This is a genomic window from Exiguobacterium artemiae 255-15 (assembly GCF_000019905.1).
Taxonomy (GTDB): Bacteria; Bacillota; Bacilli; order Exiguobacteriales; family Exiguobacteriaceae; genus Exiguobacterium_A; species Exiguobacterium_A artemiae.
Window position 1 is genome coordinate 37,501 of sequence record NC_010556.1, and the last position, 14,503, is coordinate 52,003.

Annotated in this window: 13 protein-coding genes, 1 tRNA gene and 2 rRNA genes (1 of these 16 cut by a window edge); 15 read left to right on the plus strand and 1 reads right to left on the minus strand. The window is 48.2% G+C overall.

Annotated features, from left to right (window positions below; all coding sequences use genetic code 11):
- From EXIG_RS00215 to rsmI, 12 genes are all read left to right on the plus strand, one after another.
- Window positions 1-10: transfer RNA gene (locus tag EXIG_RS00215), tRNA-Ala, on the plus strand (it extends 63 nt beyond the left edge of the window).
- A gap of 117 nt (window positions 11-127) precedes the next feature.
- Window positions 128-3,042, plus strand: a 23S ribosomal RNA gene (locus EXIG_RS00220).
- A gap of 47 nt (window positions 3,043-3,089) precedes the next feature.
- Window positions 3,090-3,205, plus strand: a 5S ribosomal RNA gene (gene rrf / locus EXIG_RS00225).
- A gap of 81 nt (window positions 3,206-3,286) precedes the next feature.
- Entirely contained in the window at window positions 3,287-4,696 is a 1,410-nt protein-coding gene (locus EXIG_RS00230) for an aminotransferase class I/II-fold pyridoxal phosphate-dependent enzyme (RefSeq protein WP_012368935.1), read from the plus strand.
- Window positions 4,693-5,331, plus strand: coding sequence for a dTMP kinase (gene tmk, locus EXIG_RS00235; protein WP_012368936.1), 639 nt, complete (start codon window positions 4,693-4,695; stop codon window positions 5,329-5,331). The genes EXIG_RS00230 and tmk overlap by 4 nt, the downstream gene beginning before the upstream one ends.
- On the plus strand, window positions 5,328-5,657 hold the full coding sequence (gene darA, locus EXIG_RS00240; protein ID WP_012368937.1) for a cyclic di-AMP receptor DarA: 330 nt from the start codon (window positions 5,328-5,330) through the stop codon (window positions 5,655-5,657). Before tmk ends, darA begins: the two co-directional genes overlap by 4 nt.
- Window positions 5,657-6,649 (plus strand): DNA polymerase III subunit delta', encoded by a 993-nt coding sequence (locus EXIG_RS00245; protein ID WP_012368938.1) that lies wholly within the window; start codon window positions 5,657-5,659, stop codon window positions 6,647-6,649. Before darA ends, EXIG_RS00245 begins: the two co-directional genes overlap by 1 nt.
- Window positions 6,650-6,655: 6 nt before the next feature.
- A complete protein-coding gene (locus tag EXIG_RS00250; protein WP_012368939.1) occupies window positions 6,656-7,486 on the plus strand; it encodes a PSP1 domain-containing protein in 831 nt (276 codons plus the stop codon).
- 8 nt (window positions 7,487-7,494) lie between these two features.
- Window positions 7,495-7,845, plus strand: coding sequence for a DNA replication initiation control protein YabA (yabA, locus tag EXIG_RS00255; protein ID WP_326930236.1), 351 nt, complete (start codon window positions 7,495-7,497; stop codon window positions 7,843-7,845).
- 49 nt (window positions 7,846-7,894) lie between these two features.
- Window positions 7,895-8,632 carry a tRNA1(Val) (adenine(37)-N6)-methyltransferase gene (locus tag EXIG_RS00260; protein WP_012368941.1) on the plus strand — a complete coding sequence of 246 codons (738 nt, stop codon included), beginning with the start codon at window positions 7,895-7,897 and terminating at the stop codon, window positions 8,630-8,632.
- Entirely contained in the window at window positions 8,625-8,903 is a 279-nt protein-coding gene (locus EXIG_RS00265) for a GIY-YIG nuclease family protein (RefSeq protein ID WP_012368942.1), read from the plus strand. Before EXIG_RS00260 ends, EXIG_RS00265 begins: the two co-directional genes overlap by 8 nt.
- Window positions 8,881-9,735 carry a 16S rRNA (cytidine(1402)-2'-O)-methyltransferase gene (gene rsmI / locus EXIG_RS00270; protein WP_012368943.1) on the plus strand — a complete coding sequence of 285 codons (855 nt, stop codon included), beginning with the start codon at window positions 8,881-8,883 and terminating at the stop codon, window positions 9,733-9,735. The genes EXIG_RS00265 and rsmI overlap by 23 nt, the downstream gene beginning before the upstream one ends.
- A 37-nt stretch (window positions 9,736-9,772) precedes the next feature.
- Here rsmI and abrB read toward each other — a convergent pair whose 3' ends face one another.
- Window positions 9,773-10,069, minus strand: a complete 297-nt coding sequence (gene abrB, locus EXIG_RS00275; RefSeq protein WP_012368944.1) for a transition state genes transcriptional regulator AbrB — start codon at window positions 10,067-10,069, stop codon at window positions 9,773-9,775.
- Window positions 10,070-10,409: 340 nt separating this feature from the next.
- Between abrB and metG the strand changes: the two genes are divergently transcribed.
- The 3 genes from metG to EXIG_RS16185 are packed head-to-tail and all read left to right on the plus strand — an operon-like array spanning window position 10,410 to window position 14,478.
- Window positions 10,410-12,365, plus strand: a complete 1,956-nt coding sequence (gene metG / locus EXIG_RS00280; RefSeq protein WP_012368945.1) for a methionine--tRNA ligase — start codon at window positions 10,410-10,412, stop codon at window positions 12,363-12,365.
- Window positions 12,366-12,424: 59 nt separating this feature from the next.
- Window positions 12,425-13,192, plus strand: a complete 768-nt coding sequence (locus EXIG_RS00285; RefSeq protein WP_012368946.1) for a TatD family hydrolase — start codon at window positions 12,425-12,427, stop codon at window positions 13,190-13,192.
- Complete coding sequence (locus EXIG_RS16185) at window positions 13,189-14,478, plus strand: 3D domain-containing protein (protein WP_012368947.1); 1,290 nt, start codon at window positions 13,189-13,191, stop codon at window positions 14,476-14,478. Before EXIG_RS00285 ends, EXIG_RS16185 begins: the two co-directional genes overlap by 4 nt.
- The last annotated feature ends 25 nt before the right edge of the window (window positions 14,479-14,503 follow it).

A 14,503-nucleotide genomic window follows, 5' to 3' on the forward strand; every position in this document is an offset into this window, starting at 1 on the left:
CTAGGCTCCATTTGTCTTTTCCTGACGGAGAAGGCACTCGCACCTTGAAAACTGAAGACATCAACAAGACATCAAACTTTTTATAACCATGTCATTAGACGTGTGTTCTTAGAATACCAAAATGCTAGATCAAGGTATGAAGGGCGTACGGTGGATGCCTTGGCACTAGGAGCCGATGAAGGACGCGACGAACAGCGATATGCTTCGGGGAGCAGTAAGTATGCTTTGATCCGAGGATTTCCGAATGGGGGAACCCACCATCCGTAATGGGATGGGACATGTTACATGAATACATAGTGTAACGTGAGGCAGACCCGGGGAACTGAAACATCTAAGTACCCGGAGGAAGAGAAAGCAAATGCGATTCCCTGAGTAGCGGCGAGCGAAACGGGAACAGCCCAAACCGGAGAGCATGCTCTCCGGGGTTGTAGGACACTCTATACGGAGTCAAAAAGGAAGACAGTAGGTGAACGACCTGGAAAGGTCGGCCGAAGAAGGTGACAGCCCTGTAGCTGAAACTGTTTTCCCTCCAGAGTGGATCCTGAGTACGGCGGGACACGTGAAACCCCGTCGGAATCCGGGAGGACCATCTCCCAAGGCTAAATACTCCCTAGTGACCGATAGTGAACCAGTACCGTGAGGGAAAGGTGAAAAGCACCCCGGAAGGGGAGTGAAATAGATCCTGAAACCGTATGCCTACAAGTAGTCAGAGCCCGTTAATGGGTGATGGCGTGCCTTTTGTAGAATGAACCGGCGAGTTACGATAGCGCGCGAGGTTAAGCTGATGAGGCGGAGCCGTAGCGAAAGCGAGTCTGAATAGGGCGCCATAGTGCGTTGTCGTAGACCCGAAACCAGGTGATCTACCCATGTCCAGGATGAAGGTCAGGTAACACTGACTGGAGGTCCGAACCCACGCACGTTGAAAAGTGCGGGGATGAGGTGTGGGTAGCGGTGAAATGCCAATCGAACCTGGAGATAGCTGGTTCTCCCCGAAATAGCTTTAGGGCTAGCCTCGAGGTTGAGAGTTCCGGAGGTAGAGCACTGATTGGACTAGGGGCCCCCACAGGGTTACCGAATTCAGTTAAACTCCGAATGCCGGCAACTTATACTCGGGAGTCAGACTGCGAGTGATAAGATCCGTAGTCAAGAGGGAAACAGCCCAGACCGCCAGCTAAGGTCCCAAAGTGTATGTTAAGTGGAAAAGGATGTGGCGCTGCCTAGACAGCTAGGATGTTGGCTTAGAAGCAGCCACCATTCAAAGAGTGCGTAATAGCTCACTAGTCGAGTGGCGCCGCGCCGAAAATGTAACGGGGCTAAACATACCACCGAAGCTGCGGATTCCGTAAGGAATGGTAGGGGAGCGTTCCAAACCGCTGTGAAGCTGTACCGGAAGGAGCAGTGGAGCGTTTGGAAGTGAGAATGCCGGTGTGAGTAGCGAAAAGAGGGGTGAGAATCCCCTCCGTCGAAAGCCCAAGGTTTCCTGAGGAAGGCTCGTCCGCTCAGGGTTAGTCTGGACCTAAGCCGAGGCCGAAAGGCGTAGGCGATGGATAACAGGTTGATATTCCTGTACCACCGATCCACCGTTTGAACAATGGGGGGACGCAGGAGGATAGTGACGCATGCGGATGGAAGTGCATGTGTAAGTTTCGAGACCGTCTGATTGGCAAATCCGTCAGGCATCAAAGTCGAGGAACGATGCGGAGTCCCGTAGGGACGAAGGTCACGATTTCACACTGCCAAGAAAAGCCTCTAGTGAGGTGGAAGGTGCCAGTACCGTAAACCGACACAGGTAGGCGGGATGAGAATTCTAAGACGCGCGGGATAACTCTCGTTAAGGAACTCGGCAAAATGGTCCCGTAACTTCGGGAGAAGGGACGCTCTACATGAGTAGAGCCGCAGTGAATAGGCCCAAACGACTGTTTAGCAAAAACACAGGTCTCTGCTAAATCGCAAGATGACGTATAGGGGCTGACGCCTGCCCGGTGCTGGAAGGTTAAGGGGATGGGTTAGCGCAAGCGAAGCTTTGAACCGAAGCCCCAGTAAACGGCGGCCGTAACTATAACGGTCCTAAGGTAGCGAAATTCCTTGTCGGGTAAGTTCCGACCCGCACGAAAGGCGTAACGATTTGGGCACTGTCTCAACGAGAGACCCGGTGAAATCATAGTACCTGTGAAGATGCAGGTTACCCGCGACAGGACGGAAAGACCCCATGGAGCTTTACTACAGCCTGATATTGAGGCTTTGTGCATGATGTACAGGATAGGCGGGAGACGTCGAGACCGGAGCGCCAGCTTCGGAGGAGTCACCCTTGGGATACCGCCCTTCATGCATAGAGTCTCTAACTCGCAGCCGTCATCCGGCTGGAGGACCGTGTCAGGCGGGTAGTTTGACTGGGGCGGTCGCCTCCTAAACAGTAACGGAGGCGCCCAAAGGTTCCCTCAGAATGGTTGGAAATCATTCGTAGAGCGCAAAGGCAGAAGGGAGCTTGACTGCGAGACCTACAAGTCGAGCAGGGACGAAAGTCGGGCTTAGTGATCCGGTGGTTCCGCATGGAAGGGCCATCGCTCAACGGATAAAAGCTACCCTGGGGATAACAGGCTGATCTCCCCCAAGAGTCCACATCGACGGGGAGGTTTGGCACCTCGATGTCGGCTCATCGCATCCTGGGGCTGGAGTAGGTCCCAAGGGTTGGGCTGTTCGCCCATTAAAGCGGTACGCGAGCTGGGTTCAGAACGTCGTGAGACAGTTCGGTCCCTATCCGTCGTGGGCGCAGGAAATTTGAGGAGAGCTGTCCTTAGTACGAGAGGACCGGGATGGACGCACCGCTGGTGTACCAGTTGTTCCGCCAGGAGCATCGCTGGGTAGCTACGTGCGGACGGGATAAATGCTGAAAGCATCTAAGCATGAAGCCCCCTCCAAGATGAGATTTCCCTTTGAGTAATCAAGAAAGACCCCTCAGAGACGATGAGGTAGATAGGTCACGGGTGGAAGCATGGTGACATGCGGAGCTGAGTGATACTAATCGGTCGAGGCCTTGTTCTAGCAGATGCATTGTTGATGACTTCAGTTTTGAGGGCGCGAGCCCGTCGTCTGGTGACGATAGCCAAGTGGTCACACCCGTTCCCATGCCGAACACGGAAGTTAAGCACTTGAACGCCGAAAGTAGTTGGGGGCTTCCCCCTGTGAGGATAGGATGTTGCCAGGCCAGTAAGAGACCGATCTGCATTTTGCAGGTCGGTCTTTTTGTAGTTTAGATTGGAAAGGACTGTAGGAGATGAAAGGTCGTATGCCGATTATTGAAGCACTTTGTGCTCATGTAGAAAGAAATGCTACTTCCTGGCATGTTCCAGGACATAAAAATGGAACATTGTTCGAAGGATTACCGTCTTTTTTCGAATGGGATAAAACAGAATTGCGAGGGTTGGATGATTTTCATTATCCGGAAGAGGCCATTTATGAAGCAAAACTCTTATTACGTCAAGTCTATGAAGCACGTGACAGTCATTTCTTGATTAATGGATCGACAGTTGGTAATTGGGCAATGTTAGCTGCGGTCTCACAGCGGGGAGACCGGATATACGTTCAGCGTAATTCCCATAAATCAGTTTTTAATGCGTTGGAATGGCTTGGGTTATCTCCGATTTTATTGGGACCGGAAATAGATCCCTCCACAGGTATCAGCGGAAATGTTTCACGTGAAACATTGGAGGAAGCGTTAACGACTTTTCCGGGAGGCGTTGCGGTCTTTTTAACTTCGCCGACCTATTACGGTGAAACGGCTCGAATCGAGGAGTTGCTTCCATTCACGACAGCATCGGGTATACCATTGTTGATTGACGAAGCCCATGGTGCTCATTTCGGGGAAGCTTTTGGCGTTCGTTCAGCGTTTGAACTGGGAGCCACTGCTGTTGTTCAATCGGCGCACAAGACGTTACCTGCTCTGACAATGGGAGCCTGGATCCATGAACGCTTTACGGATGACGAACGGAGACGGTTAACAAGGGCTCTTCAGGCCTTTCAAACGTCCAGCCCGTCGTATCTGTTGATGGCTTCACTCGATTTTGCTCGTGAGTATCGTGAAAAATGGACGGTTTCCAATATGAAGTCTGTCCGGACCAGTCACGAACACCTTCATCAACAAATCAATCAATTAACAGATATAACGGCGTTTACGTTCGATGATTGGTCACGGATGATTTTGTCCTGTGAGGAATATTCCGGAAGTCAGTTAATCGAGGCGTTGGCGGATCAAGGACTGGATGCTGAGTTTGCTCTCGGACCCCATGTAGTTTGTATATTACCGCTACGAAGTATCGAGCCATTTGAACAGGATACCTGGATTAATCAGATCCAATTAGCAATCGAAACCTTAAAAGCGGAAGGAATTCCGGATAAAAGGTATATGGAACAACCGTTTATGGGTAAAATAAAGGTATCGTCCCTGGCTTGTCCGCTCGATCAATTGGAAGACGCTGAGGCGGTCGAACAAACTTTTGAACAGTCAGTCGGATTGGTTTCACTTGAAACAATCATTCCCTATCCGCCCGGGATACCACTAATCCTACGGGGAGAACGGATAACAGCAGAACATATTACAATGATTGAACATTATATAAACACATCAATTCATCTGCAGGGCGGTGAGTTTCTCCATCAGGGGAAATTACGTGTGATACAGGAAGGAATTAGAGAATGACAGGAACATTTATTACAGTCGAAGGACCGGATGGTGCCGGAAAAACGACCCAGCTGCAATTACTTGCAGATCGATTGACGGCTGAAGGGTATGAGATCGTGATGACACGCGAGCCGGGTGGAACACGAATCGGAAATGAAATTCGGTCATTGATTTTAAATCCTGATTTTCAAGAGATGGATGAGATGACTGAAATCCTTTTGTATGCAGCTTCACGGGCACAACATGTCAATGAATTGATTCGTCCGGCTCTTGCTGCTGGAAAAATTGTTTTATGCGATCGGTTCATCGATGCATCGATTGCTTATCAAGGGTATGGACTGGGTTATACAATTGAACAGGTACGTTCCATTAATCAGCAGGCAACAAACCATTTAACACCGGATCGAACGTATCTGTTTGATTTGACGGTGTCGGAATCGAAGCAACGAATGATGGACCGAGGGGCACTGGACCGAATCGAGCAACGCGATGATGCGTTCCGTCAACGGGTATACGATGGTTTTATGACGTTAGCGGTACAAGAACCGGAGCGTATTCAGTTGGTCGATGCCAATCAATCGATTGAAAGTTTACAAACGGAATTATGTAAGGATGTTTTGACGTATTTAAAAAAAAGGGAGAGATTATCATGAAAATGGTCATTACGATTGTTCAAGATAAAGATAGCCTACGTTTAGCAGAAGCATTGGTCGAACACGATTTTCGGGCAACAAAACTCGCTACGACAGGCGGTTTTCTCAAAGAAGGAAATACCACGTTCATGATTGGTGTCCAAAGTGAACGCTTGGATGATTTGATGCGTTTGATCAAAAAGAACTGTTCAAGTCGGGAACAAATGGTTTCACCGATTTCACCAATGGGTGGTCATGCCGATTCATATATTCCGTATCCGGTTGAAGTACAGGTTGGCGGAGCAACGGTGTTCGTCTTGCCAATCGAAGGGTTTCATCAATTCTAATGCAGACATTTCATGAACTAGAACAAACTCAATCGGTCATTGCGACGATTTTGCGCAACTCGTTACAGACGAATCGTATCAACCACGCTTATATCTTTACGGGAGACTATGAGCCGCTTCTTTTAGAGGCGGCTCAATTGTTCGCCAAAAGCCTGTTTTGTGAACGTCGTGATCAAATCGAACCATGTCAAACGTGCCGGAGCTGCCGTCGGATGGACAGCGGAAACTTGGTCGACTATTATCAAATCGAACCGGACGGTGCGACGATAAAAAAAGAACAGATTCAGGAATTGATGCATGATTTATCCTTACGGGGTCTTGAAGGTGACCGCCAAATCTATGTGGTGACGCAGTCGCATAAAATGACACCCCAGGCGGCAAACAGCCTGCTGAAGTTCTTTGAAGAACCGGGAGCGGGAAAAGTAGCCATTTTGATTACGAATCAACCGCAATTGCTGTTGCCGACGATTCGTTCGCGAGGTCAATTATTAAGTTTTCGTCCGGCGGATCGCCTGTTGATTGGACAAGTCCTGTCCGAAAAAACGGGACGGGATAACGAATTGACTCAGCTGGCGGCCCGAGTCTATCCTAAAATAGAAGATGCAGAACAGGCATTAGTCGAAGACTGGTTTGTAAATGCGCGAGTGTCAGTGTTACAATTGATGGAGGAATTAGCGAATCGTCCGGCGGATTTACCGTTGTTTGTCCAGGAGAAATGGATGAGTCAATTTAAAAATCGGCAAGATGCACGAATTGGTCTGGAACTGGTGACATGTTTCTTTGAAGATGTACTGCATCTTAAATTGAATCCGTCATGGGAAACGATCACATATGCAAACAGCCGGCCATTACTGGAACAGATGGGTGGGAAAAGTCAGACGACGATCACACGGTGGCTGCAGGCAGTACTCGCAGCCGTTAAACGGATCGAAGCAAATGTTAATCCTCAATTAACAGTTGAGCGTCTCATGTTTGACTTACAGAAAGGGTAGAGCGATATGCTAGAAGTAGTAGGCGTTCGCTTTAAAGAAGCGGGCAAAATTTATTATTTTGCACCTGGACAAGAGTCATTATCACGAGGACAATCCGTCATCGTCGAGACAGTACGGGGCATTGAATACGGCGAAGTGGTGATTGCCGATAAACAAATGGACGAAGAAGATGTGGTCTTGCCATTGAAATCCATCCTTCGGGTCGCAGATGATAAAGATGCGATGATCGTTCGTGAAAATAAAATGGCAGCGTTTGATGCGCATGCTGTTTGTGTGGAAAAAATTCGTGAGCACAAACTCGATATGAAATTAGTCGATGTCGAATATACATTTGATCGCAATAAAGTCATTTTTTACTTCACGGCAGAAGGTCGTGTCGATTTCCGGGAACTCGTCAAAGATTTGGCGGCTGTTTTCCGGACACGCATTGAATTACGACAAATCGGTGTCCGTGATGAAGCGAAGTTACTGGGAGGAATCGGTCCATGTGGTCGTGTTCTCTGTTGCTCTTCGTTTTTAGGTGAATTTGAACCGGTCTCGATCAAGATGGCGAAAGATCAAAACCTATCCTTGAACCCGACGAAGATTTCTGGTGTCTGCGGTCGTTTGATGTGTTGCTTAAAATATGAAAATGATACGTATGAAGAAATGCGACGGGATTTGCCGGATTACGGAAAACGTTTGACTGTTCCGGAAGGCGAAGGACGGGTAGTCGGTCTGAATATTCTTGACCAAATCGTTCAAATTGAATTAAAAGACCGTTCGCGGGTCCTGACTTACTCGATGGAGGAACTACTTTCTGTCGGTGCCGTAAAACAAAAACGACCAAAAGAATGACGGGGTGCATGCGCGTGGAGAGAATCGATAAAAAAGAAATCATTACGCGTGTTGATGCGATCGAGCAACAGATTCACTTGCTGACTGAGCATCTGAGCGTATTGAAAGATCAGCTTGCTTACATGATGGAGGAGAACCAACATCTGTATCTTGAGAATCATCACCTCCGTGAGAAGGTAGAGCGCGATGAACAACAACCGATTACAGAAGAAGCACAGGCGGAAGCCGGTACAGGTGCTGGCTATGATAATCTGGGACGGTTGTATCAAGAAGGATTCCATATTTGTAACCTGCATTATGGTCAAGTCCGTAAAGACGGAGATTGTCTGTTCTGCTTGTCCATGTTAACGAAACATTGAGAGGCTGACTTCCTAGGAGTCAGTCTTTTTTTCAGAAAGGAAGAACGTTATGCCTGAACTATTATCAGATGAGCGACTGGATCATCTGCTTGGAAAAGAAGGACGAATCATTCAAAGTCCAACCGTGTTTTCATACTCTCTGGATGCTGCCTTGCTGGCACAGTTCGCCTGGGTGCCGATCCAACAGGGGAAGTTGGTGGATCTATGCGCCGGTAATGGAGCGATTCCCCTGTTTTTGTCTTACCGGACGAAAGGGACGATCACAGGACTTGAAATTCAGCCCCGTCTCGTTGATATGGCCGAGCGCAGTATTCAGATGAATGAAAAACAAGACCAATTGCAGATGGTCGAAGGTGACGTCAAGGAAGCCGGGAAACAATTGGGATACGGTCTTTATGACGCTGTCACATGTAATCCACCATACTTCCTGGCAAACGAATCGTCGAACCGAAATGCAAGTGAACATTATACGATTGCCCGTCATGAAGTATTATGTACACTCGAGGATTGTATCCGGTCGGCTGCAGATCTGCTGAAGCAAGGCGGAAAAACGGCATTCGTCCATCGTCCGGAGCGCCTGCTCGACATCGTGACATTGATGCGGCAGTACCGGCTTGAACCGAAGCGGATGCAACTCATCTACCCGAAAGAAGGCAAAGAGGCCAACATGTTGTTGATTGAAGGGATTAAAGATGCCAAGCCGGGTCTTAAGGTATTAGCCCCCTTCATCGTCTACGAACAAGACGACACATATACGTTACAGATGCGGAATCAGTTTAATGTCTGAGCATGCCGTCTACATTGTCCGTTGCCGGGACGGCAGTCTCTATACAGGATATGCGATTGATGTCGAAAAACGGTTGGCGACACACAATGCCGGACAAGGTGCCAGGTATACCCGGGCCAGACTGCCGGTCGTGCTCGAGTATACTGAAACATTTCCAACGAAATCGGAAGCCTTAAAGCGTGAGTATGCCATCAAACAATTGACACGTCTAAAAAAAGAACGACTTATTCAAGGAGGGAGGTCATCTCATGAAAGCAACAAGCAGTTTTAAAGGACAAACGACCGGATTATACATCGTTCCGACACCAATCGGAAATCTTGAAGACATGACATACCGGGCTGTTCGTATCTTACAGGAGTCCGATCTCGTCGCGGCGGAAGATACGCGACAAACAATGAAGTTATTTAATCATTTTAAAATCGAGACGAAACTTGTCAGCTATCACGAACATAATAAGCAGGTCAGCGGAGCACGTCTGCTAGCTGATCTGCATGCGGGAAAACAGATTGCCTTGGTCTCGGACGCCGGTATGCCGGGAATCTCTGATCCAGGCAGTGATTTAATTCGGGAAGCGATTGCCGAAGACATTCCGGTCATCGTCTTACCGGGGGCAAATGCCGCGCTGACGGCACTTGTTGCCTCGGGTCTTGCGACAGAACGCTTTTTGTACTACGGTTTTTTGCCGCGTAAGAAAAAAGAACGTCGTGAGGCGCTTGAAACCGTCCGGTACGAAAAAGGAAGCCTGATCTTCTACGAGGCACCGCATCGTCTAAAAGAGATGTTAGGTGCGTTACGGGATGTGCTCGGTGACCGTCAATTGACGTTAGCCCGTGAACTGACTAAACGGTATGAAGAGTATATCCGGGGTTCTGTGACAGAAGCGCTCGAGTGGGCGGAAGAAGAGGTCCGGGGCGAGTTTGTCGTCATCGTCGAAGGATCGACCGAAGAACGGCCGGCGGAAGAAGAACAGAAAGCGGATCCGTTGCAACAAATTGAAAGGTATATCGAACAAGGCGAAAAACCGAATGCTGCCTTAAAACGGGTGGCGAAGGAACGGGGACTCGATCGTCAGGAACTGTATTTGCGTTATCATGAATCCTAAAAAAAGAAGCGACTCCGTTTGGAATCGCTTCTTTTGCTTATTCGTTTCCTGCGTAATGACGGTCGAGGAAATCTTTTAACTCAACGAGGACACGTTGTGCGCCGTCTGGAGAGAGAATCAATTTACCATCAGCTAGTTTGAAGTTATCTTCTGATACTTCACCTGTTACTTGGCAAGTCATGTTTGGTTTGTATTTTTTAAGGATGATTTGCTCGTTGTCGACATAAATCTCAAGAGCATCCTTCTCTGCGATTTGAAGCGTACGACGAAGTTCGATTGGAATAACGACCCGGCCGAGCTCATCTACTTTACGTACAATACCTGTTGATTTCATTTTGTTGTTCCTCCTCTGATGTCTAGGTTCTCTTTATTTTTGGAAAATCGTCAAAATTCGACATCACTTCTATAGAATGTAGAATACTAAACTTTCCAAAAGTAGTCAACCAATCTGAATAGCTTGAAATCAAAATGTCATTTATTTCTCAAAAAAGCCATATTTGAAACGATTTACTAATAGATTTTCCCTTTTTAAAGGAAATCAAACTATTTAGTGTGTTTTTTTGGTATTCGATGTCTGATGTCAAAAAATGTTTGCATTCGACAAAAAACGTGTTTCGACACAGACGACAGAACAGCGTATAATAATGAAATGAAATACAGAACGGAGGAATATCATGGCAAAAACATTTTATATCACTACACCGATTTATTATCCTAGCGCCAAGCTACATATCGGTCATGCCTATACGACAGTCGCAGGGGACGCGATGGCGCGTTACAAACGACTTCAGGGATTTGATGTTCGTTACTTAACAGGAACAGATGAGCACGGACAAAAAATTCAGGAAAAAGCGAAGGAAGCCGGTGTGTCCGAGCAGGAATTCGTCGATGGTGTCGTCGAACAAATCAAAGTATTGTGGGACCGTCTTGATATTTCCTACGATGATTACATCCGGACGACAGAACCGCGTCATAAAGAAGTCGTCGAACGTGTATTTGAAACGTTGCTTGAAAAAGGCGACATCTACCTCGGAGAGTATGAAGGTTGGTATTCCGTTCCGGATGAAACGTATTATACCGAATCACAGCTGGTTGACGGTAAGAGTCCGGACAGCGGTCATCCGGTCGAACTCGTTCGGGAAGAGTGTTATTTCTTCCGGATCAGTCAATACGCAGATCGCTTAGTCGAATATTATGAAGCGAATCCATCGTTCATTTTACCGGAGTCACGGAAACACGAGATGATCAACAACTTCATCAAACCGGGTTTACAGGACCTTGCTGTTTCACGGACGACATTTGATTGGGGCGTCAAAGTTCCATCGAATCCGAAACACGTCGTTTATGTATGGGTCGATGCGTTAACGAACTACATCTCGTCACTCGGATACGGAACGGATGACCAAGGAAACTTTGATAAGTACTGGCCGGCTGATGTCCATCTCGTCGGAAAAGAAATCGTTCGTTTCCATACCATCGTTTGGCCGGCTCTTTTGATGGCGCTTGACTTACCGCTTCCGAAACAAGTCTTTGCACACGGCTGGTTGTTGATGAAAGACGGTAAAATGTCGAAATCCAAAGGAAACGTCGTCGATCCGGTTCCGATGATTGATCGGTACGGACTCGATGCATTACGTTATTACCTCCTTCGGGAAGTACCGTTTGGATCAGATGGCATGTTCACACCGGAAGCATTCGTCGAACGGATGAACTTTGATCTCGCGAACGACCTTGGAAACTTACTCAACCGGACGATTGCGATGATCACGAAGTATTTCGACGGCGTCATTCCGACATATGCCGGAAATGTGACACCGTTTGACGAGACATTGTCGACACTGGCAAAAGAAACAGTCGAGAAGGTCGAAGCTGCGATGGAACACATGGAGTTTTCGGTTGCCTTGTCACACATTTGGCAACTGATCAGCCGTGCCAATAAATATATCGATGAAACACAACCGTGGGTGCTCGCAAAAGACGAGTCGAAAACGGATGAACTGGCATCATCGATGGTTCACCTGGTCGGTGCGTTACGTCACGTCGCCATCATGTTGCAACCGTTCATGACACGTTCGCCAAAAGAGATGTTCCGTCAACTCGGACTGGAAGGACAACCGATGGACTGGACGGCTCTTGAACAGTTCGCGGCTATTGAAGAAGGAACAAAGGTCGGTGCTGCCGAACCGATTTTCCCGCGTCGTGACATGAAAGAAGAAGTCGAAGCGATCGTTGAGATGATGAAACAAGCCTCTGCCGCACGTGTCGAAGAAGAGACGGAAGTTGAGGAAGAAGACACTGATGCTCGGCCGGAAACGACGATTGATGTCTTTGACCAAATCGAGTTACGTGTCGGAGAAGTCGTCACAGCTGAAAAAATCAAGAAAGCAAAAAAACTGCTGAAGCTGACCGTCGACATGGGGAAAGAGACACGACAAATCGTTTCGGGAATCGCGGAATGGTATGAGCCGGAAGATTTAGTCGGCCGTAAAGTCATCGTCGTCGCCAATTTAAAATCGGTCACATTACGGGGAGAATTGTCGCAAGGAATGGTGCTCGCTGCTGAGAAATCAGGTAAACTTGAATTAGCTACCGTACCATCAACGATGGCGAACGGAGCAAGCGTAAAATAATCCGGATGCCTGTGGACTTGATGTCACAGGCATTTTTTTGAAAGAAGGAGTCGAATAGTATGTTGATTGATACACACACACATTTAAACTCGGATCAGTTTGACGGAGATGTCGAGGAGACGATTGAGCGGGCAAGGGCAAACGGGGTTTCTCCGATGATCGTCGTTGGCTTTGATCACAAGACGATTGACCGGGCAATGGAACTCGTCGAACAGTATGACGACCTGTATGCTGTCATCGGATGGCATCCGGTCGATTCAATCGATTTCGACGATGCCGCCTATGAAAAAGTGGGACGATTGATGGATCATCCGAAAGTCGTTGCCCTCGGAGAAATCGGACTGGATTACCACTGGGATACGTCGCCGAAAGACGTTCAGGACGCAGCGTTTCGAAAACAGATTCGCTTGGCGAAGCAAAAAAATAAACCGATCGTTATTCATAATCGGGAAGCGACGGAAGATACGCTCCGCATTTTGGAAGAAGAAGATGCAAAAGAAGTCGGTGGGATTTTGCACAGCTACAGCATGAGTGCAGAACTGCTACCGCGTTGCTTAGCCATGAATTTCTACATTTCCCTCGGAGGACCGGTGACATTTAAAAATGCGAAGATGCCTAAACGCGTCGCACAGGAAGTACCGCTTGACCGTTTATTGGTCGAGACGGACTGTCCGTACCTGACACCGACTCCGTATCGCGGAAAACGGAATGAGCCGGCATATGTCCGATTCGTTGCGGAAGAAATCGCCCAATTGCGGGGAATGATGTACGCGGATATCGAACAAGCGACGACTGAGAACGCCAAGCGCGTCTTCCGCCTTCCATGATTCGATCGATCACCTATATGACCATCGGCTGCACCTTATTGTTGGTTGCCAGTCTGCTTTATATGATGATGGACCATCCGCGTGACGTTACGATTCTTGTGGATGGCCGGCAAACGAAAATCGAGACGGTGGAGACATCCGTTTTCGGTGTCTTGAAAGAAGCCGGCATCTCGGTTCGCTCACAAGATGTCATCGAGCCGGCTTTAAGTGCCGATCTTCCGAAAAATGATTTAATCGTCATTCAACCGGCTAAAGAAATTACATTAATCATGGGGTACGGTGAAGCACGGACAATCCGGACGCAAGCACGTCGTGTCGAGGATCTGTTAAAAGAACAGGGAATCAGCCAGATGCTTGAGACGGATGATGTGTATCCTTCGAAAGAAGCTGTTTTGACGAGCGGCATGACAGTCCGGTACCGGGAGGCGTTTCCGATCGAGCTGATTGTCGAAGGAAAAGCGCGTGAAGTCTATACGTATCAAACGACGGTGCGGGAACTGTTGTCGATGCAGGGCGTTAAGCTCCAGACAGAAGACAAGGTCATGCCTGGTCTGGATACGGTCGTCGCAAAGGATATGCTCGTTACGGTCAATACGACACGGCGTGCCGTGCTGACGGAACAACAGCTGTTACCGTTTGAAGTCGAGACTGTCGAAGACGACACCTTACCGGCGGGCGAACAATTGGTGACGAAATCCGGTCGCCCGGGCATCCGGACCCAAAAATATCAATTGACCCTTGCGGACGGATTGAGTAAAGAAAAGAAACTGATTGCTAATGAAGTGACGAGTGAACCGGTTAAACAAGTCGTCAAGATCGGAACGAAACCCGTTGAATCGGTTGAGGCCGCGACGACACCGGCACCGACGTTTGATCAGGAAAAAGCGACGGTACCGTTAGCAGAAGAACCTAAGGCGGCAACTGATTTAGATTTTAGCAAAGCAAAAACCCTGATGGTTGAAGCAACGGCTTATACAAATGATCCGGCTTCCAATGGAAGTCAATTGTATGATGGACGGGCACTGACGGCGACCGGTTATGACGTGACGGATACGATCACGTATCAAGGACTGCCGATCATCGCTGTTGATCCGAAAGTCATTCCCCTCGGAACAAAGGTATATGTCGAAGGGGTCGGACTGGCGATTGCCCTTGATACCGGCGGTGCGATTAAAGGAAATAAAATTGATGTGCTTGTTGAAGGAGAGTCGACCGCCAAAACATTTGGCCGGAAGACGATCCAGATCTGGGTCATCCCGAACGAGACGACGGAAGCGGGCACTTGACGCTTCCTTGTTTTTTTTGTGGAAA

Excerpts from the sequence above, each read along its gene's own strand:
- rsmI (WP_012368943.1), top strand. The coding sequence starts at position 8,881 with ATGAAAGCAACAAGCAGTTTTAAAGGACAAACGACCGGATTATACATC.
- tmk (WP_012368936.1), top strand. The coding sequence starts at position 4,693 with ATGACAGGAACATTTATTACAGTCGAAGGACCGGATGGTGCCGGAAAA.
- darA (WP_012368937.1), top strand. The coding sequence starts at position 5,328 with ATGAAAATGGTCATTACGATTGTTCAAGATAAAGATAGCCTACGTTTA.
- metG (WP_012368945.1), top strand. The coding sequence starts at position 10,410 with ATGGCAAAAACATTTTATATCACTACACCGATTTATTATCCTAGCGCC.
- EXIG_RS00285 (WP_012368946.1), top strand. The coding sequence starts at position 12,425 with ATGTTGATTGATACACACACACATTTAAACTCGGATCAGTTTGACGGA.
- EXIG_RS16185 (WP_012368947.1), top strand. The coding sequence starts at position 13,189 with ATGATTCGATCGATCACCTATATGACCATCGGCTGCACCTTATTGTTG.
- EXIG_RS00265 (WP_012368942.1), top strand. The coding sequence starts at position 8,625 with ATGTCTGAGCATGCCGTCTACATTGTCCGTTGCCGGGACGGCAGTCTC.
- yabA (WP_326930236.1), top strand. The coding sequence starts at position 7,495 with ATGCGCGTGGAGAGAATCGATAAAAAAGAAATCATTACGCGTGTTGAT.
- abrB (WP_012368944.1), bottom strand. The coding sequence starts at position 10,069 with ATGAAATCAACAGGTATTGTACGTAAAGTAGATGAGCTCGGCCGGGTC.
- EXIG_RS00250 (WP_012368939.1), top strand. The coding sequence starts at position 6,656 with ATGCTAGAAGTAGTAGGCGTTCGCTTTAAAGAAGCGGGCAAAATTTAT.
- EXIG_RS00260 (WP_012368941.1), top strand. The coding sequence starts at position 7,895 with ATGCCTGAACTATTATCAGATGAGCGACTGGATCATCTGCTTGGAAAA.
- EXIG_RS00230 (WP_012368935.1), top strand. The coding sequence starts at position 3,287 with ATGCCGATTATTGAAGCACTTTGTGCTCATGTAGAAAGAAATGCTACT.
- EXIG_RS00245 (WP_012368938.1), top strand. The coding sequence starts at position 5,657 with ATGCAGACATTTCATGAACTAGAACAAACTCAATCGGTCATTGCGACG.